The 18,659-nt window shown below is 73.7% G+C and carries 18 protein-coding genes; 12 read left to right on the top strand and 6 right to left on the bottom strand.

Annotated elements, in window-relative coordinates; all coding sequences use genetic code 11:
- The 9 genes from ACH4PY_RS00230 (at position 1) to ACH4PY_RS00190 (ending at position 8,494) form a co-directional block, all read left to right on the top strand.
- Positions 1–885, top strand: coding sequence for an SRPBCC domain-containing protein (locus ACH4PY_RS00230; RefSeq protein WP_398173834.1), 885 nt, complete (start codon positions 1–3; stop codon positions 883–885).
- Between the two features lie 97 nt (positions 886–982).
- The gene (locus ACH4PY_RS00225; RefSeq protein ID WP_398173831.1) at positions 983–1,786 is read left to right on the top strand and encodes an aldose 1-epimerase; all 804 of its coding nucleotides are present in this window, start codon (positions 983–985) and stop codon (positions 1,784–1,786) included.
- A gap of 63 nt (positions 1,787–1,849) precedes the next feature.
- A complete protein-coding gene (gene pyrE, locus ACH4PY_RS00220; protein WP_398173828.1) occupies positions 1,850–2,392 on the top strand; it encodes an orotate phosphoribosyltransferase in 543 nt (180 codons plus the stop codon).
- 245 nt (positions 2,393–2,637) lie between these two features.
- The gene (gene fbaA, locus ACH4PY_RS00215; protein WP_398173825.1) at positions 2,638–3,660 is read left to right on the top strand and encodes a class II fructose-bisphosphate aldolase; all 1,023 of its coding nucleotides are present in this window, start codon (positions 2,638–2,640) and stop codon (positions 3,658–3,660) included.
- Positions 3,661–3,766: 106 nt separating this feature from the next.
- The gene (locus tag ACH4PY_RS00210) at positions 3,767–4,180 is read left to right on the top strand and encodes a DUF3151 domain-containing protein (RefSeq protein WP_398173822.1); all 414 of its coding nucleotides are present in this window, start codon (positions 3,767–3,769) and stop codon (positions 4,178–4,180) included.
- A gap of 385 nt (positions 4,181–4,565) precedes the next feature.
- The gene (locus ACH4PY_RS00205) at positions 4,566–5,360 is read left to right on the top strand and encodes a DUF3152 domain-containing protein (protein WP_398173819.1); all 795 of its coding nucleotides are present in this window, start codon (positions 4,566–4,568) and stop codon (positions 5,358–5,360) included.
- A gap of 109 nt (positions 5,361–5,469) precedes the next feature.
- Positions 5,470–6,306, top strand: coding sequence for a tryptophan 2,3-dioxygenase family protein (locus ACH4PY_RS00200; RefSeq protein ID WP_398173816.1), 837 nt, complete (start codon positions 5,470–5,472; stop codon positions 6,304–6,306).
- On the top strand, positions 6,299–7,552 hold the full coding sequence (gene kynU, locus ACH4PY_RS00195) for a kynureninase (protein ID WP_398173813.1): 1,254 nt from the start codon (positions 6,299–6,301) through the stop codon (positions 7,550–7,552). The genes ACH4PY_RS00200 and kynU overlap by 8 nt, the downstream gene beginning before the upstream one ends.
- A gap of 3 nt (positions 7,553–7,555) precedes the next feature.
- Positions 7,556–8,494: an alpha/beta hydrolase family protein gene (locus ACH4PY_RS00190; RefSeq protein ID WP_398173810.1), complete on the top strand. Its 939-nt coding sequence runs from the start codon at positions 7,556–7,558 to the stop codon at positions 8,492–8,494.
- Positions 8,495–8,839: 345 nt separating this feature from the next.
- On the opposite strand, the gene ACH4PY_RS00185 is transcribed toward ACH4PY_RS00190, so the two are convergent.
- Positions 8,840–9,514: a Crp/Fnr family transcriptional regulator gene (locus ACH4PY_RS00185; RefSeq protein ID WP_031520125.1), complete on the bottom strand. Its 675-nt coding sequence runs from the start codon at positions 9,512–9,514 to the stop codon at positions 8,840–8,842.
- Positions 9,515–9,820: 306 nt separating this feature from the next.
- On the opposite strand from ACH4PY_RS00185, the gene nth reads away from it, so the two are divergent.
- The 3 genes from nth to ACH4PY_RS00170 all read left to right on the top strand — a co-directional run bounded on the left by nth (position 9,821) and on the right by ACH4PY_RS00170 (position 12,714).
- On the top strand, positions 9,821–10,657 hold the full coding sequence (gene nth, locus ACH4PY_RS00180; RefSeq protein WP_398173805.1) for an endonuclease III: 837 nt from the start codon (positions 9,821–9,823) through the stop codon (positions 10,655–10,657).
- Positions 10,654–11,343 carry an NUDIX hydrolase gene (locus tag ACH4PY_RS00175; protein ID WP_398173802.1) on the top strand — a complete coding sequence of 230 codons (690 nt, stop codon included), beginning with the start codon at positions 10,654–10,656 and terminating at the stop codon, positions 11,341–11,343. The genes nth and ACH4PY_RS00175 overlap by 4 nt, the downstream gene beginning before the upstream one ends.
- Positions 11,344–11,514: 171 nt before the next feature.
- Entirely contained in the window at positions 11,515–12,714 is a 1,200-nt protein-coding gene (locus tag ACH4PY_RS00170) for a MarP family serine protease (protein ID WP_398175989.1), read from the top strand.
- 66 nt (positions 12,715–12,780) lie between these two features.
- On the opposite strand, the gene ACH4PY_RS00165 is transcribed toward ACH4PY_RS00170, so the two are convergent.
- The 5 genes from ACH4PY_RS00165 to acs all read right to left on the bottom strand — a co-directional run bounded on the left by ACH4PY_RS00165 (position 12,781) and on the right by acs (position 18,599).
- Positions 12,781–12,960 (bottom strand): hypothetical protein, encoded by a 180-nt coding sequence (locus ACH4PY_RS00165; protein ID WP_398173799.1) that lies wholly within the window; start codon positions 12,958–12,960, stop codon positions 12,781–12,783.
- 214 nt (positions 12,961–13,174) lie between these two features.
- Positions 13,175–14,131 (bottom strand): alpha/beta fold hydrolase, encoded by a 957-nt coding sequence (locus ACH4PY_RS00160; protein ID WP_398173796.1) that lies wholly within the window; start codon positions 14,129–14,131, stop codon positions 13,175–13,177.
- A gap of 13 nt (positions 14,132–14,144) precedes the next feature.
- Positions 14,145–14,651, bottom strand: coding sequence for a phage holin family protein (locus tag ACH4PY_RS00155; RefSeq protein ID WP_398173793.1), 507 nt, complete (start codon positions 14,649–14,651; stop codon positions 14,145–14,147).
- Positions 14,652–14,734: 83 nt separating this feature from the next.
- A complete protein-coding gene (gene nhaA, locus ACH4PY_RS00150; RefSeq protein ID WP_398173790.1) occupies positions 14,735–16,249 on the bottom strand; it encodes a Na+/H+ antiporter NhaA in 1,515 nt (504 codons plus the stop codon).
- A gap of 391 nt (positions 16,250–16,640) precedes the next feature.
- Entirely contained in the window at positions 16,641–18,599 is a 1,959-nt protein-coding gene (gene acs, locus ACH4PY_RS00145) for an acetate--CoA ligase (protein WP_398173787.1), read from the bottom strand.
- Positions 18,600–18,659: the final 60 nt, after the last annotated feature.

Here is an 18,659-nt window from a genome sequence, read left to right as displayed (position 1 = left end):
ATGGAGCATGAGTCGTTCGTTCCGGGGATGACCACGGCGCGCATGGTGCAGGCCCTGCGCACGCCGGAGGTGGTGTCGGCCTGCCTGCCCGGCTGGCAGCCGGACGCTGACGCGGGCGAGGGCGGCGCGGCGGCCGCGGGCACCGCCGCCGGTGCCGCCGCGGGACGGCTGCGGCTGCGGGTGGGCGGATCCACGATCACCTACCGCGGCACGGTCGCGGTGGACGGTACGGGACCGGGCTTCACCCTGACGGCCGCGGGCACCGAGGTGCGCGGCGGGGGCGGTGTGACGGTCGCCGCCGAGCTGGTCGTCGTCGCGGCCGTGCAGCCCGAGCCCGGGGTGACGGTCGTCTGGCGGGGCGAGGCGGCGGGCCAGGGGCGGATCACGACGTTCGAGCCCGCGCTCGTGGAGGCGGCCGCACGGCGGCTGCTGGACCGGTTCTGTACGGACCTGGCCGCGCACGCGCCCGACGGCGCCGAGCCGGAGCAGGAGCAGGAGCCGGGCGCGTCCGACGCGGAGGCCGTCCCCGGGGCCGGGCTGGACGCGGACCCGAAGGCCGATGTCGTGGACGACGACGGCGAGCCCGTGCCGGGCGGCGCCGAGCTGGAGGACTTCGACCTGGTCGAGGTCGAGGTGGAGGTCCCGGAGAGCGCCGCCGCGCTCGACGACCTCGTGCCGCCCGCCGAGGCCGCGCACGCCCGCCGGACGATGATCGGGCGCAGCGCCGAGGAGGTCGACCACGCCCCGCCGCGCGGCCGCTACGCCCCCGTGCCCGCACCCGACAGCCCCTCGGCCGCGGCCACCCTGCGCTGGGCGGCCCCGGTCGCGGCGGCGCTCGTCGCGTCCGCGGTGGTGGTGAGCCGGGCGCTGCGCCGCCGCGGCTGAGCCGGGGCGCGGCGCGTACGGGGCGTCAGCTCGGCGGCACCACCCGGCTGCGGGACCATAAGTGAACGTCAGAGGGCCCGCCCGCTAGGCTCGTGACGTGGAGAATGAGACGAAGCTGACGGCGGGCGACGCCGAACTGACCTTGGAGCCCGGGAACGGCTGCCGGATCGCCTCCCTGAAGGTCGCCGGGACGGAACTCCTGCGCCAGGGCGACCGATTCGGCGCCTTTCTTATGGTGCCGTGGGCCGGCCGCACCGAGAACGGGGCCTTCCGCAACGGCGGCGTCACCCACCAGCTTCCGGTGGACGCGCCGCCGCACGCCATTCACGGCACCGTGCGGCACCGCGCGTGGCAGGAGGCGGCCCCGGCCACCGAGACCACCGCGTCGTTCCACACCGAGCTGACCGACCCCTGGCCCTACCCCGGCCGGGTCACCCACACCGTGGAGCTGGCCCCGCATTCGGTGAAGCTCACGCTGAGCGTCGAGGTCGCCCCGGGCGGCGACTCCTTCCCCGCGCAGGCCGGCTGGCACCCCTGGTGGAACCGCAACCTCGGCAAGGGCGGCCAGGACGTCGAGCTGGCCTTCCGTGCCGACTGGCAGGAGGAGCGCGGCGACAACCACCTGCCCAACGGCAACCGCGTCACTCCCCGCCCCGGCCCCTGGGACGACTGCTTCGGCATGCCCGACGGCGTCGATGTGACGCTCACCTGGCCCGGCGAGCTGCGCCTGGAGGTGCAGAGCCCCGCCCAGTGGGTCGTGGTCTACGACGAGCAGCCCGAGGCGGTGTGCGTCGAGCCGCAGTCCGGCCCGCCGAACGGCCTCAACACCACGCCGCGCCTGGTCACCCCGATCGACCCGCTGGAGATCACCACCACCTGGAGCTGGCACCGCATCGGCTGACCTGCCCGGCGCACCCCGGATCCGGTGCGACGGGCCGGGTCCGCGGGCCGGATACTGGTCGGCATGAGCGACGACGTACGCAGTGCACTGCTGCAGCAGATCCAGGACAAGGCCGTGGTGCACGGCAAGGTGACCCTCTCCTCCGGTATCGAGGCCGACTTCTACATCGACCTGCGCCGCATCACGCTGGACGGCCAGGCCGCCCCGCTGGTCGGCCAGGCGATGCTGGACCTCACCGCCGATCTGGACTACGACGCGGTGGGCGGGCTGACGCTCGGCGCGGACCCGGTCGCCGGGGCGATGCTGCACGCCGCAGCGGCGCGCGGGAAGCGGCTGGACGCCTTCGTGGTGCGCAAGGCCACCAAGGCGCACGGCATGCAGCGCCGGATCGAGGGCCCGGACATCGCGGGCCGCCGGGTGCTGGTCGTCGAGGACACCTCGACCACCGGCGGTTCGCCGCTGACCGCCGTCGAGGCGGCGCGCGAGGCGGGCGCCGAGGTCGTCGCCGTCGCCGTCATCGTCGACCGCGGCGCCGAGCCGAAGGTTACGGAGACGGGTCTGCCGTATCTCGCGGTGTATTCGCTGGCCGACCTCGGGCTGTACTGAGCGGCGGCCGCCGTCGGCCCGTGAAGGGCCCGGCGGCGGCCGAGCCTCGCTGCGTACACCTCTCGAAAGCGCTGTGACCTGCGGTTTCGCCGTGCTTGGGGTGTTTCACGTGAAACACCCGGCCGCGTGCGGGGGATGCCGCCCGCACCGAGGTGGTGTATCCGTTCGAGAATGGGAAGATAGGGCCGACGATGACGTCGCCACGCCTAGCACCACCACCCCGCGGAATCTGAGGAGCGGAAACGATGCCCATCGCTACCCCCGAGGTCTACAACGACATGCTCGACCGGGCGAAGGCGGGGAAGTTCGCCTACCCGGCCATCAACGTCACGTCGTCGCAGACGCTGCACGCCGCGCTGCGCGGCCTGGCCGAGGCGGAGAGCGACGGCATCATCCAGATCTCCACGGGCGGCGCGGAGTTCCTCGGCGGCCAGTACAAGAAGGACATGGTGACGGGCGCGGTCGCGCTCGCCGAGTTCGCGCACGTCGTCGCCGAGAAGTACCCGGTCACCGTCGCCCTGCACACCGACCACTGCCCGAAGGACAAGCTGGACGGCTACGTCCGCCCGCTGCTGGCCATCTCGCAGGAGCGCGTGGCCGCCGGCCGCAACCCGCTCTTCCAGTCGCACATGTGGGACGGCTCCGCCGAGACCCTGGACGACAACCTCGCCATCGCCAAGGAGCTGCTGGCCCAGGCGGTCAAGGCCAAGATCATCCTGGAGATGGAGATCACCCCGACCGGCGGTGAGGAGGACGGCGTCTCGCACGAGATCAACGAGAGCCTCTACACCACCGTCGACGACGCCTACCGCACCGTCGAGGCCGTCGGCCTGGGCGAGCAGGGCCGCTACCTGCTGGCCGCCTCCTTCGGCAACGTGCACGGCGTCTACAAGCCGGGCAACGTCGTGCTGCGCCCGGAGATCCTCCGCGAGCTGCAGGACGCGGTGGCGCAGAAGTACGGCAAGGCCAACGCCTTCGACTTCGTCTTCCACGGCGGCTCCGGCTCCACCCAGGAGGAGATCGACGAGGCCCTGGAGAACGGTGTCGTCAAGATGAACATCGACACCGACCTGCAGTACGCCTTCACCCGGCCCGTCGCCGCACACATGTTCTCCAACTACGACGGTGTGCTGAAGGTCGACGGCGAGGTCGGCAACAAGAAGGCCTACGACCCGCGCGTGTGGGGCAAGTCCGCCGAGGCCGGCATGGCCGCGCGTGTCGTCGTCGCCGCCGAGAACCTGCGGTCCGCGGGCAACAAGCGCAAGTGACCCCCGCCGGTACGCGCCTCGCGTACCCGTGAGGGCGACGCCCGACAGGGACCTCCGGCACATGCCGGGGGTCCCTTCGCGCAGCGGCTCGGGCAGACTGGAACCCATGGCAATCCACGAGAACCTGCTCGGGGGCCCGGCCCCCACGCACCTGCCCGACGACCCCGGGCCGCGCGAACTGCTCGCCTCCGGCACCGCCCCCGCCGACGTCGCGGCCAAGTACCCGGCCTCCTCGCTGGCCTGGGCGCAGCTCGCCGACGAGGCGTTCGAGGGCGGCCGGGTCGTCGAGTCCTACGCCTACGCCCGCACCGGCTACCACCGCGGACTGGACGCGCTGCGCCGGGCCGGCTGGCGCGGCCACGGCCCGGTGCCCTTCGAACACGAGCCCAACCGCGGCTTCCTGCGCGCGCTGCACGCCCTCGCCCGCGCCGCCGGGTCGATCGGCGAGCAGGAGGAGTACGAGCGCTGCACGGCCTTCCTGCGGGACAGCTCGCCGACGGCCGCCGACATCCTGGGCTGAGCCCCCGGCGTCCCGGGCCGACCACCCGGCCCGGCTCCCGTTCCGCCCGCTGCCCCCGCGGCGCCCCCGCCGCCTGTTCGCTCCCCGGTCACGGCCGGGGCCAATGTGACGGTACTGCCACAGATGGGGGGCACTCGGCCGGTCCACGTATCTGTGTGCGATTGTTGGCGCGATTGGTTGTCGTTCGCACGCACATATGAGGGCGTGTCCGCAGGCAGCGCGAGGTGCGCCACAGGGAGCCGGGTCGGGGCCCGGCGGTGGCCCGCCGAGCTGCCCGTTCGCAGGGGGAACCGTGGCAGGACCGGACAGGCGGAGTCGGCATGGGCGCCGGCGTGCCAAACAGCGCGCCTCCATAGCGGGGCCGCTCGCGCTCGCCGTGGTACTGGTGGTCGGCGCCACCGCCGGATACGCCGCGTGGCACAAGTCCCGCGCGACCGAGGGCGGCGCGACACTCGACACCGGCATCGTCACCACGACCACGCCCCCCACCTCCGGCACCTCGGCCAACGGCGACCGCAGCACCTCGCCCGAGACAACCACGACCAGCCCCAAGGCCTCGAAGAAGGCGCCCAAGCCGCACGTGTCGGCGACCACGAGCGCGCCCCCTGCCTCGGTGCCCAAGCACGGAACCGGCACCTTCAGCGTCGCCCGGGCCACCGGCAGCGCCTCCGGCCACGGCACCATCCGCCGCTACAAGGTCGAGGTCGAAGGCGGGATCTCGCTCTCCGCGACCGACGCCGCGCACGAGATCGCTGTCATCCTCGCCGACCCGCGCGGCTGGACCGCCGACGGCCACGACGGCTTCCAGCTGGTCTCCTCCGGCCCCGCCGACTTCGTCATCAAGATCGCCACGCCCGACACCGTGGACCGCATCTGCGGCGCCGCGGGCCTGGACACCGGCGGCGAGGTCAACTGCGACGTCGGCGCCACCGTCGTGGTGAACCTCAAGCGCTGGATGCTCGGCTCACCCGAGTTCGACGGCCCGATCGCGGGCTACCGCGCGCTCATCATCAACCACGAGGTCGGCCACCGCATCGGCCACCACCACGAGGGCTGCCCCGGCCCCGGCAAGCCCGCCCCGGTGATGATGCAGCAGATCAAGGGCCTGCACGGCTGCGTCGCGAACCAGTGGCCGTACGACTCCCAGGGCCACTACCTCTCCGGGCCGCCGGTCGCCTGACGGGGCCGCGGCGCGCCGGGACACGGGCTGCCCTTGCCGGATCAGCGCGCACCGCCGATGATCGCGGCGTGGCCCGGTGATCCCGGGTACCCGCACACGGAGGTACACCATGTCCGACCACCCGACCGACGAGGCGGCGACCCCGAACCTCTCGTTCGAGGGCAGCACACCGTACGAGGACTACGTCCAGGCGTCCGTCCTCACCCATCTGCAGCACCCTCTGTCCGACGAGCCCGGCGAGCTGGCCTTCCTGGTCACGACCCAGGTCATGGAGCTGTGGTTCACCCTGCTGGTGCACGAGTGGACCACCGCCGCCCGCGCGCTGCGCCAGGACGACCTGCCCGCCGCGATGGCGGCGCTGCACCGTAGCCTGCCCGAGCTGGAGTCGCTGAACGCCTCCTGGAAGCCGATCGCGCACCTCACCCCGGGGCAGTTCAACGCCTACCGCTCCGCGCTCGGCGAGGGCTCCGGCTTCCAGTCCGCGATGTACCGGCGGCTGGAATTCCTGCTCGGCGAGAAGTCCGCGTCCATGCTCGTCCCGCACCGCGGCACCCCGCGCGCCTACCGCGAGCTGGAGAAGGCGCTCACCGAGCCGAGCCTCTACGACGAGGCGCTGCGGCTGCTGGACCGGCGCGGCTACCGCATCCCCGCGGCCGTGCTCGACCGCGACCCGACCGTGCACTACGAGCCGCACCCCGAGGTCGAGGCCGCCTGGCAGCGCGTCTACGCCGCCTCCGACCAGGACACCGACCTCATCCGGCTCGGCGAGACCCTCACCGACATCGCCGAATACGTGTGGCGGTGGCGCAACGACCACCTGGTGGCCACCCGGCGCGCGATGGGCGCCAAGACCGGCACCGGCGGCTCCGCGGGGGTGGCCTGGCTGGAGAAACGTGCCACCAAGAACGTCTTCCCCGAGCTGTGGACGGCCCGAAGCCATGTCTGAGCCCACCGCGCCGCCGCCTGCCGCCGCTGCCGACGCCGCCGCTGCCGACGACCTGGCCGCGCGCGCCGCCGAGCTGGACGCGGCCGACCCCCTCGCCGCCGTACGCGACCGCTTCGCCCTCGACGACTCCACCGTCTACCTCGACGGGAACTCGCTGGGCGCGCTGCCCCACGGGGTGCTGCCGCGGCTCGGCGACGTCGTCACCCGCGAATGGGGCGAGCTGCGCATCCGCTCGTGGGAGGAGAGCGGCTGGTGGACCGCACCCGAGCGGATCGGCGACCGTATCGCGCCCCTGGTCGGCGCCGCCGCCGGCCAGATCGTCGTCGGCGACTCGACCAGCGTCAACGTCTTCAAGGCGCTCGTCGCCGCGATCCGGATGGCCCGGCCCGGCCGCACCGAGATCCTCGTCGACGCCACCACCTTCCCCACCGACGGCTACATCGCCGCCTCCGCCGCCCGGCTCACCGGCCGCACCGTACGGGCCGTGCCGCCCGCGGAGATCGCCGAAGCGGCCGACGAGCGCACGGCCGCGGCGCTGGTCAACCACGTCGACTACCGCACCGGGCGGCTCTACGACCTGCCCGGCATCACCGCCGCGCTGCACGAGGCCGGAGCCCTCGCCGTCTGGGACCTCTGCCACAGTGCCGGGGCGCTGCCCGTCGGGCTCGACGCCGCCGAGGTCGATTTCGCGGTCGGCTGCACGTACAAATACCTCAACGGCGGGCCCGGCTCGCCCGCGTACCTCTACGTCCGCCGCGCCGTCCAGCCGCTCTTCGACTCGCCGCTGCCCGGCTGGAACTCGCACGCCGACCCCTTCGAGATGGCCCCCGGCTACCAGCCCGCCGACGGCGCCGCGCGTGGCCGCGTCGGCACCCCCGAGATCCTCTCGCTGCTCGCCCTGGACGCCGCCCTCGACGCCTGGGACGGCGTCGACATCGCCGCGGTGCGCGCCAAGAGCCTCACCCTCACCGACTTCTTCCTCGGCTGCGTCACCGCCCTCGTCCCGCCCCGGCTCGTCGAGCCCGTGACCCCCGCGGGCCACGCCGAACGCGGCAGCCAGGTCTCGCTGCGCTGCGAGGGCGCGGGCACGGTGATGCGCGAGCTGATCGCCCGCGGTGTCGTCGGCGACTTCCGCCGCCCCGACATCCTGCGCTTCGGCTTCACCCCGCTCTACACCCGGCACGCCGACGCCCTGCGGGCCGCCCGTACGCTGGCCGACGTGATCTCCGCATCCGGGGCGGCCTGAGCGATGACCGCCCGGAACCCCGCCGCACCACGGCCGGACGTGGCCACCGCCGCCACCGCGGCCGCCGCTGCCGCTGCCGCCGAGGAGGCCTCGGCCTTCGCGCACCCCGCCGTCCCCCCGGACGCCACCGCCGCGTACGGGGAGCACCCCGAGCAGGTCGTCGACTTCTACCGGGCCGCCCCGGGACGCGGGGACGGGCGGGGCGCGCCCCTGGTCGCGCTGCTGCACGGCGGGGCCTGGCGGGCCCGCTACGACCGCGCCCACCTCTCGCCGCTGGCCGCCCACCTGGCCCGGCACGGCTTCGCGGTGGCATCGGTCGAATACCGCCGCGGCGCACCCCCGCAAGGCGCCCAGGACGGCACCGAGCCGCCCGTGGCCGGGCGCTGGCCCGAGACCTTCGACGACGTCGCCGCCGCCGTCGACGCGCTGCCCGCCCTCGCACTCCGCACCCTGGGCGCGGACACGGTGGACCCGCGGCGCTTCCTGCTCGGCGGGCACAGCGCGGGCGGCCACCTCGCGCTGTGGGCCGCCGCGCGGCACGTCCTGCCGCCCGACTCGCCCTGGCACACCGACACACCTCCCCCGCTGCGGGGCGTCGTCGCCCTCGCCCCGATCGCCGACCTCACCACGGCGATCCGGCTGGGCGTGTGCTCCGACGCCGTGCCCCAGCTGCTCGGCGGCCCCGACCACCTCGCCGCCCGGCTCCCGCACGCCGATCCCGCCGCGCTGCTCCCCACCGGTATCGCCGTCACCATCGTGCACGGCACCACTGACAACGAGGTCCCCCCGGCCGTCAGCCGCGCCTACGCCGAGGCGGCCGCCGCCGCGGGGGAGGAGGTCACGCTGGCGTGGCTCCCCGGCCGCGGCCACTTTCCCCTCATCGACCCGGCGAGCCCAGCGGTGTCGGCTGTCGCCGACGAGCTCGACCAACTCGCCTGGTAGCGCCCTTCACGCACGGGGTTGCCCCGGGCTGCCCCCACGCCCCGGGTTGCCACCTGAGGTGCCGATCGCGACCGTCCGCCGCCAGTGCGCTGAGCACGCAGTTCCCCGCGCCCCTGGTGTGCCCCGCCACGCGGCATGCGCGTTCCCCCTGCGGGGCGGCCGAGGGCAAGCATCTTCCGGGGCGCGGGGAGCTGCTCACCCCCCGCTGGGGGAATGGCACGGTGCCACGCGAGGTGGCAACCACCTCAGGGGCGCGGGGAACTGCGCGACCAGCCACGATGGCGAGAAGGTCGCGAGGGCCACAGCAAGGCACCGCCCGGCGCGTTCGAGGGTCGACCCCAGCGGTCAGCGACTGCGCTTCGCCAGGCGCTCGACGTCGAGCAGGATCACCGCGCGGGCCTCCAGGCGGAGCCACCCGCGGCCGGCGAAGTCGGCGAGCGCCTTGTTCACCGTCTCGCGCGACGCGCCCACGAGCTGGGCCAGCTCCTCCTGTGTCAGGTCGTGCACGACGTGGATGCCCTCTTCCGACTGGACGCCGAAGCGGCGGGAGAGGTCGAGCAGGGCCTTGGCGACGCGCCCGGGGACGTCGGAGAAGACGAGGTCGGACATGACGTCGTTGGTCCGCCGCAGTCGGCGCGCGACCGCGCGCAGCAGCGCGGTGGAGACCTCGGGCCGGACGTTGAGCCAGGGCTGGAGGTCGCCGTGGCCGAGGCCCAGCAGCTTGACCTCGGTGAGCGCCGTGGCGGTCGCCGTCCGCGGGCCGGGGTCGAAGAGCGACAGCTCGCCGATCAGCTCACCGGGTCCGACGACGGCCAGCATGTTCTCGCGGCCGTCGGGGGAGGTGCGGTGCAGCTTCACCTTGCCTTCGGTGACGACGTACAGCCGGTCCCCGGGGTCGCCCTCGTGGAACAGCGAATCGCCACGCGCGAGCGTGACCTCGGTCATGGAGGCGCGCAGTTCAGCGGCCTGCTCGTCGTCGAGCGCCGCGAAAAGCGGGGCACGGCGCAGAACGTCGTCCACGAGCTCTCTCCTTGTCGACATCGCTGGGTTGTCCCCATGATGCATGACGTATCAAACAGTGCGATCAATCACAAGGATGTCTTATCAGGGGCCGGAGGAGTGCCCCGGGGGGCCGATTGGGGGCCGCCCGCCCCGCCCTCGGCGGCCGAACGAGTGGGCCCGCACCTTGTTTTCCGCTCTCAGCGAACACCGTCGGCGGCGGGTCGGCCGCCCCGCGTGCGGTCGGCGGCGGCCCGCGCCGCGCCCGGCGGCACGGGCTCGCGGGGATCACCGCCGGGTGTCGGTGGCGGCCCGTAGTCTGGCGGCATGGCGACGAGGAGTGGCGCGGCGAGCCCGGCCCCGGCCGGTGCGGCCGCGGTCAAGAAGAAGGCGAAGGTCGCGCAGACGCACACCGGGCTCGTGCGGCAGGCCCGGCGGATCAACCGTGAGCTGGCCGAGGTCTATCCGTATGCCCATCCGGAGCTGGATTTCGAGAATCCCTTCCAGCTGCTGATCGCCACCGTGCTGTCGGCGCAGACCACCGACCTGCGGGTGAACCAGACGACGCCCGCGCTGTTCGAGGCCTATCCGACGCCGGAGGCGATGGCCGCGGCCGATCCGGTGGAGATGGAGGAGATCCTCCGGCCCACCGGCTTCTTCCGCGCCAAGACGCGCTCGGTGATAGGTCTGTCCGCGGCTCTGCGCGACGATTTCGGCGGGGAGGTTCCCGGCCGTATAGAGGATCTGGTCAAGCTGCCCGGCGTCGGCCGCAAGACCGCCAACGTCGTCCTCGGCAACGCCTTCGGGGTGCCCGGCATCACCGTGGACACGCACTTCGGACGCCTCTCGCGGCGCTTCGGGTGGACGACGTCGGAGGATCCCGAGCAGGTCGAGAAGGACGTCGCGGCCCTTTTCCCGAAGTCGGAGTGGACGATGCTGTCGCACCGCGTCGTCTTCCACGGCCGCCGCATCTGCCACGCCCGCAAGCCCGCGTGCGGCGCCTGCCCCATCGCGCCGCTGTGCCCGTCGTACGGGGAGGGCGAGATGGATCCGGAGAAGGCGAAGAAGCTGCTCAAGTACGAGAAGGGCGGCGCGCCCGGCCAGCGCCTCAAGCCCCCGCCGGGCTACCCCGGGCAGCCCGCGCCCCCGCTGGCCGCCTCATGACCCAGGCCCGGGGCGCGGGGGCGGACGTGCAGGTCAGCCGGGAGGGCCTGCCCGGCTGGCTCGCCCCGGTCGCGGACGCGGCGGAGCGGATACGCCCCGAGCAGCTCAGCCGCTTCCTGCCCCCGGCCTCGGGCGGCCGGCAGTCCGCCGTGCTCATCCTCTTCGGTGAGAGCCCGGAGACCCCGCACGGCCCCGATCTGCTGCTCATGGAGCGCTCCGCCGCCCTGCGCTCGCACGCCGGGCAGCCGTCCTTCCCGGGCGGCGCGCTCGATCCGGAGGACGGCGACCCGGAGGGCGCGGGCCCGCTGCGTGCCGCGCTGCGCGAGGCCCGAGAGGAGACGGGCCTCGATCCGGCGGGTGTCCAGCTCTTCGGTGTCCTGCCGCGCCTCTACATCCCCGTCAGCGGCTTCGTCGTCACCCCGGTGCTGGGCTGGTGGCGCGAGCCCAGCCCGGTCGGCGTCGTCGATCCGGCGGAGACGGCCCGGGTCTTCCGCGCCACCGTCGCCGATCTCACCGATCCGGCCAACCGTGCGACGCTCACCCATCCGAGCGGCTTCCGCGGCCCGGCCTTCCTGGTGCAGGACGCCCTGGTGTGGGGGTTCACTGCGGGTCTGATCGACAAGATCCTGCACTACGCGGGCTGGGAGGTCCCCTGGGACCGGGAGCGGACCGTCCCGCTCGGCTGACCCCGCTCCCGCCCCCGCCGCTGTCGCTGCCCGCTCGGCTGACCCCGCCCCCGCCGCTGCCCTGCCGTCGGCCCGCCCGGGGGCGCGGCGCGGCGGATCGTGCCCGAATCCGGCTGCCCTGCTGCTCCGTACGCTCCCGCGCGCTCAGGTCGCCATGAGACCGTGTCCCTCGTGAACGTGCTGGACTTCCTGCTCATCCTCGCCGCTGTCTGGTTCGCCGTGGTCGGCTACCGGCAGGGCTTCGTCGTCGGCGTCATGTCGGTCGTCGGCTTCGTCGGCGGTGGCCTCGTCGCGATCTACCTGCTGCCGCTGCTGTGGGACAAGGCGACCGGTGACGCCACCCCGGGTTCGGTCGCGGTCGTCACGGCGGTCGCGATCGTCATCGTGTGCGCGTCGGTGGGGCAGGCGTTCACCACGCACCTCGGCAACAAGCTGCGGACGAAGATCACCTGGTCGCCCGCCCGCGCGGTTGACGCGAGCGGCGGGGCGCTGGTCAACGTGCTGGCGATGCTGCTGGTGGCGTGGCTCATAGGCAGTGCGCTGGCCACCACCGCGCTGCCGACGATAGGGCGCGAGGTGCGCTCGTCGAAGGTGCTGCTCGGGGTGTCGCGGGTCATGCCGTCGCAGGCCGACACATGGTTCGACAACTTCAGCACCACGCTGGCGCAGAACGGCCTGCCGCAGGTCTTCGGCACCTTCGGCGCCGAGCCGATCACCTCGGTGCCCGCGCCCGACCCGGCGCTGGTCAACAACCCGGTGGTGACCACCGCGCGGCGCAGCATCGTCAAGGTCGTCGGCACCGCCCCGGGCTGCGGCAAGGTGCTGGAGGGCTCCGGCTTTGTGTTCGCGCCGGGCAAGGTCATGACGAACGCGCACGTCGTCGGCGGTGTCTCCGAGCCGACCGTGCAGGTCGGCGGCAAGGGCCGGCTGCACGACGCGAAGGTGGTGCTCTACGACTGGCAGCGCGACATCGCGGTGCTGGACGTGCCCGGCCTTGACGCACCCGCGCTGCGCTTCGCCACCACCGACGAGCACAGCCGCGACGACGCGATCGTGGCCGGCTTCCCGGAGAACGGCGGCTTCGACGTGCGGGCGGCCCGCGTGCGCGACCGGATCATGGCCAACGGCCCCGACATCTACCACCGCGGCACCGTCCACCGCGACGTCTACTCGCTGTACGCGACCGTCCGGCAGGGCAATTCCGGCGGGCCGCTGCTCACCCCGGACGGCAAGGTCGCGGGTGTCGTCTTCGCCAAGTCGCTGGACGACTCCAACACCGGCTACGCGCTGACCGCCGACGAGGTCGCCCCCGACGCGAAGGCCGGGCTCACCGCGGACCGGCGGGTGGACAGCGAGAGCTGCGCGCTGTGACAGCTGTGCGGGGCCGGGTGGCGGCGGAGGGGGCGTCCCTCCGCCGCCACCCGGCCCGTGCGGCCGTCAGCCGCGCGGATGGCGGAGCCGGGCGCCGACCCAGCGGGCGCGGCGCCGGAGGATGTGCGGAATCCCCAGCGGGGCCTCGCCCGGCGGGAAGAGGTCCATGGGCGCCGTACTGCTGACGGCGGCGGGGGTGCTTCGGCGAGTACGTGACCCATCACGGTAGTCGTGCGTCCAACCCATACCGAGCTACGTGCCCGCCCCCGTTGGTCCGTAATCGCCGTTTGGTGGTCCTGTTGGCCTATGCGTCCGGCAATCCAAATGACCATGAGCTTGTCGTATCGGACGTGTCCCGGCGTGTCGCGCCCGGTTCGCGGACGGGCGCCCCGGAACCACGGACGGATGCCGCGCGCTCACGTACCGCCACGACCGTGTCGGTGGCCTCCCGGGCGGCGGCTCAGCGGTCCGGTTCGGGGTCCCGCAGCCAGTTGATCAGCTCGGCGGAGAAGGCCGCCGGGTCCTCCTCGTGCGGGAAGTGCCCGAGCCCGTCGAAGAGCCGCCAGCGGTAGGGCGCCTCGACGTACTCCCCGCTGCCCGCCGCACTGCCGGTACGCAGTGCCGGGTCCAGGGAGCCGTGCAGATGCAGCGTCGGCACCCTGACCGGCCGCTTCATCCGGCGGTTGAACTGGATGCCGTCCGGCCGGGCCATCGACCGCACCATCCACCGGTAGGGCTCGATCGAGCAGTGCGCGGTGGACGGGATCTGCATCGCCTGCCGGTAGACCTCGACGGCCCCCTCGTCCGGCAGCGAGGGCCCGGACCACTGGGTGATCAGCTCGCCGACCAGCGCCGCGCCGTCCGCGACGAGCTGCCGCTCGGGGATCCACGGCCGCTGGAAGCCCCAGATGTACGCCCCGGCCCGGCTCTGCCGCAGGTCAGTGAGCATCGCAGTGCGCCAGCGGCGCGGGTGCGGCATCGAGACGACCGCGAGCCGCCGTACGAGCTTGGGCCGCATCGCCGCCGCCGTCCAGGCGAGATACCCGCCCAGGTCGTGGCCGACGACGGCGGCGTCCGGCTCGCCCAGCGAGCGGATCACCCCGGTGACGTCGAGGGCGAGGTTGCCCGGGTCGTAGCCGCGCGGGGTGCGGTCGCTGCCGCCGACACCGCGCAGATCCATCGCGACCGCGCGGAAACCGGCGTCGGCGAGTGCGGTGAGCTGGTGCCGCCAGGTCCACCAGAACTGCGGGAAGCCGTGCAGGAGCAGGACCAGCGGACCGTCGCCGGCCTCCGCGATGTGGAAGCGGGCACCGTTGGCCGCGACATCACGGTGGGTCCACGGGCCGTCCGGCCGGATCACCGACGCGCTCGACCCGCCCATCGTCCACGGATTCGCGGGGCGCTCGGCGGAGTTCATGCCCCAGAGCGTGTCACATCTTCGCCTTCACCGGGGCGTCCGCGGGGGGCAGCACGCGTCCGGAACGTGACGATTCGGTGGCGCCACCGCGCAGCGCCGCGCCGTCCGCCAGCTCGCGCGGACGGGGCTTGGCCTTCTGCAGCACCGCGGCCGTCTGCTTGGCCGAGTTGATGGACCGCTCCGGCTTCTTGACGGCCTTGAAGCGCAGCACGCCGATCGCTCCGATGAGCAGCGCGAGGAAGACGTACGCGCCGAAGACGATCAGGAACGCCCAGCCGGTGGTGATGCCGAGCGCCTTCAGGCCCCATGCCGCCGCAAGGCTCAGCATCGGCACGGAGAACAGCGCGAGCGCCAGCGCGGCGACCATCGCGCCGCTGCCGATCGCCACCCGCTTGGCGTCCGCCCGCAGCTCCGCCTTGGCCAGCGCGATCTCGTCGTGCACCAGGGCGCTCATCTCCGCCGTGGCGGCCGCGAACAGCTGCCCGATGCTGCGGCTGTCACCGTTGTGGGCTGCGCTCATCGCGTCGTCCTCCGTCGTTGTGTCGTCCACTGTCGAGCGGCCCGTTCCGTGGCGGTTCGACCGTCCGCTGTCCCGATCATGCCTCAGATCGTGTCAGGTCCGCTGTCGTGGCGGGCCAGTTGGGCGAGCCTGCGGTGCTCGGCGGCCTTCGCCTCCAGTATCTCGGCCATCCGGAGGTGGTAGGCGGGGTCGCCCGCCTCGTAGACGTCCGGGACGCCGTCGCCGTCCTCGTCGCGCTCCTCGTCCTCCGCCAGCCGCCGGTAGGTCGTGTCGCGCAGCTTGAGCAGGACCGAGGCCAGCAGCGCGGAGACCACCGAGCCGACCAGCACCGCCGCCTTGACCTCGGCGGTGAGCGCGGGGTCGGACGCGAAGGCCAGCTCGCCGATCAGCAGCGCCACGGTGAAGCCGATACCGCCGAGCGCGGCCAGCGCGAAGACGTCCGGCCAGGTCAGGTCGGGGTTGAGGGTCGCGCGGGTGAAGCGGGCGGCGGCCCAGGTGCCGCCGAAGATGCCCACGGTCTTGCCCGCCACCAGACCGAGCACGACGCCCAGCGTCTCCGGCCGCGTGAAGACGCCGGACAGGGCCGTCGCCGACACCGCGACACCGGCGTTGAAGAGCGCGAAGAGCGGCACCGCGAGCCCCGCCGACAGCGGCCGCAGCAGGTGCTCGACGTGCTCGGCCTGCGAGGGCCCGGCCGCGGTCACGCCCGCGTCCGTACCGGCACCCGCGTCCGTACCGGCGTCCGGACCCGGCCTTCGCCCCGGTCCCGGTCCCCGGCGTGGGGTGCAGCGCAGCATCAGGCCCATGGCCACGCCCGCGACGGTCGCGTGGATCCCGCTGTTGAGCGTCAGCGCCCACGTCACCAGGGCGAGCGGCACGTAGACGTACCAGCCGCGTACCCGGGCGTGCAGCAGCACCCAGAACAGCACCAGGCACGCGGCGGCGCCGACCAGGGCGGCCACGTTGATGGTGGAGGTGAAGAAGATCGCGATGACCAGGATCGCGCACAGGTCGTCCACGACGGCCAGGGTGAGCAGGAAGGCGCGCAGGGCCGCGGGCAGCGCGGTGCCGATGACGGCGAGCACGCCGAGTGCGAACGCGATGTCGGTGGCCGTCGGCACCGCCCAGCCGCGCAGCGAGCCGCCGCCCGCCGCGGCGGTCACCGCGTACACGCCCGCCGGGACGGCCATGCCGCACAGCGCCGCGACGACGGGGAGGGCGGCGGCGGAGGGGGTGCGCAGCTCGCCGGTGACCAGCTCCCGCTTGAGCTCGATGCCGGCGACGAAGAAGAAGACGGCGAGCAGGCCGTCCGACGCCCAGTGCGCGACGGACAGGTGCAGGCCGAGGGCCGCGGGGCCGATGTGGTGGTGGACGGCGGTCCCGTAGCCGTGCCCGGCGATGTTCGCCCAGATCAGGGCGGCGGCCGCGGCCGCGAGCAGCAGCACGCCACCGACGGTCTCCGCGCGCAGGGCGTCGAGGAGGGCGTTGCGCTCGGGGAGCGGGAGGCGGCCGAGCAGGACGGCGGGGCGGCGGCGCCGCGGCTCGGACACGGGCGACCTCCTGGGCGCGCTCAGCGGCGGCACCCTCCGTCGGGGCATGCTTGCCCCGTCCGCGGGTCCGCGTCGCCCTCCCAGCCTGCCCCGGACCCGCGGACGGCGGGCCCTTGTGCTGGCCCGGAAGGGGGAGGGGCGCGCGCCCGGGGTGGTGCGAGCGGCGCGGTGCGCGCGGGAGGGGCGCGGGGGCGCGCGCGGCGGGCGCGTACGGCGGTACGTACGGGGGTGCGTGGGCGGCCGGAGGGCGGGCGGCGGGGAGCGGGCGGAGTGGAGCCGGGGAGGGCCGGGGAGCGGCGCGGTGGCGGGTGCGTGCGGCGGCGGGGGAGCGGGCGGGCGCGGGGGAGCGGGCGGCCGCGGGGGAGCGGGCGGGCGCGGGAACGCGGGAGGGCGCCCCGCCGGTCATCGGCGGGGCGCCCTCAGGGCGGCAGCGGCAGCGTCAGTCCTCGCTGGCCGCGCTCGGCAGCTTCGTCTGGATCAGGTCCATCACGGAGGAGTCGGTGAGCGTGGTGACGTCACCCAGCTCGCGGTTCTCCGCGACGTCCCGCAGCAGGCGGCGCATGATCTTGCCGGACCGCGTCTTCGGCAGCTCGGAGACCACCAGGACGCGCTTGGGCTTGGCGATCGGGCCGAGGGTCTTGCCGACGTGGTCGCGCAGCGACGCGACCAGCTCGGCGCTGTCCTCCGCGGAGCCGCGCAGGATCACGAAGGCGACGATGGCCTGCCCCGTCGTCTCGTCGGCGGCACCGACGACCGCGGACTCGGCGACCTTCGGGTGCGACACGAGCGCCGACTCGACCTCGGTCGTCGAGATGTTGTGGCCGGACACCAGCATCACGTCGTCGACCCGGCCGAGCAGCCAGATGTCGCCGTCGTCGTCCTTCTTGGCGCCGTCGCCCGCGAAGTAGCGCCCGGGGAAGCGGGACCAGTAGGTGTCGAGGTAGCGCTGGTCGTCGCCCCAGATGGTGCGCAGCATCGACGGCCACGGCTCGGTCAGCACCAGATAGCCGCCGGAGCCGTCGGGCACCTCGTTGCCCTCGTCGTCCACGACGGTGGCGGCGATGCCGGGCAGCGGGGTCTGCGCCGAGCCGGGCTTGGCGGCGGTGACGCCGGGCAGCGGGCTGATCATCATCGCGCCCGTCTCCGTCTGCCACCACGTGTCGACGACCGGGGTCTTGCCCGCGCCGATGTTCTCGCGGTACCAGACCCACGCCTCGGGGTTGATCGGCTCACCGACGCTGCCGAGCACGCGCAGGCTGCTCAGGTCGAACTTCGCCGGGATCGCGTCGCCCCACTTCATGAACGTGCGGATCGCGGTGGGCGCGGTGTAGAGGATCGTCACACCGTACTTCTGCACGATCTCCCAGAAGCGGCCCTGGTGCGGGGTGTCCGGGGTGCCCTCGTAGATCACCTGGGTGGCGCCGTTGGAGAGCGGGCCGTAGACGATGTACGAGTGCCCGGTGACCCAGCCGATGTCGGCGGTGCACCAGTAGACGTCCGTCTCGGGCTTGAGGTCGAAGACGGCGTGGTGGGTGTAGCTCGCCTGCGTCAGGTAGCCGCCGGAGGTGTGCAGGATGCCCTTCGGCTTACCCGTGGTGCCCGAGGTGTAGAGGATGAACAGCGGGTGCTCGGCCTCGAAGGGCTCCGGGGTGTGCTCGGTCGACTGGCGGCCGGTGACCTCGTGCCACCACAGGTCGCGACCTGCAGTCCAGGCCACCTCCTGCCCGGTGCGGCGGACCACCAGCACGTGCTCGACCTGCGGGGTGCGCGCGACCGCGTCGTCTATGGCGGGCTTCAGCGCGGAAGGCTTGCCGCGCCGGTAACCGCCGTCCGCGGTGATGACCAGCTTGGCGTCGGCGTCGTCGATACGGGACGCGACGGCGTCGGCCGAGAAGCCGCCGAAGACGACGGAGTGGGCCGCGCCGATCCGCGCGCACGCCAGCATCGCCACGACCGCCTCGGGGATCATCGGCAGGTAGACCGCGACCCGGTCGCCCTTGCCCACGCCCAGCTCCGCCAGCGCGTTCGCGGCGCGGCAGACCTCGTCCTTCAGTTCGGCGTAGCTGATCGCCCGGCTGTCGCCCGGCTCGCCCTCGAAGTGCAGGGCGATACGGTCGCCGTGGCCGGCCTCGACGTGCCGGTCGACGCAGTTGTACGCCACGTTCAGCTCGCCGTCCGCGAACCACTTGGCGAACGGCGGGTTCGACCAGTCCAGCGTCTGGGTCGGCTCGGTCGCCCAGGTCAGCCGCCGGGCCTGCTCCGCCCAGAAGCCCAGCCGGTCGGCCGCGGCCTGCTCGTACGCCGCCGCGGTGACATTGGCGGCGGCGGCCAGCTCCGCAGGCGGCTCGAAGCGCCGCTCCTCCTTCAGCAGGTTGGCCAGGCTCTCATTGCTGCTCACGCCAGCTCCTTGTCAGGGTCTCCCAGATGTCCCGCCACTACCTCACCAGTCCGCGGGGCA

Origin of the sequence: Streptomyces sp. NPDC021224, assembly GCF_044332905.1 — a bacterium.
In the GTDB taxonomy this organism is placed as follows: domain Bacteria; phylum Actinomycetota; class Actinomycetes; order Streptomycetales; family Streptomycetaceae; genus Actinacidiphila.
This window is presented reverse-complemented; position numbering and strand designations above follow the sequence as displayed.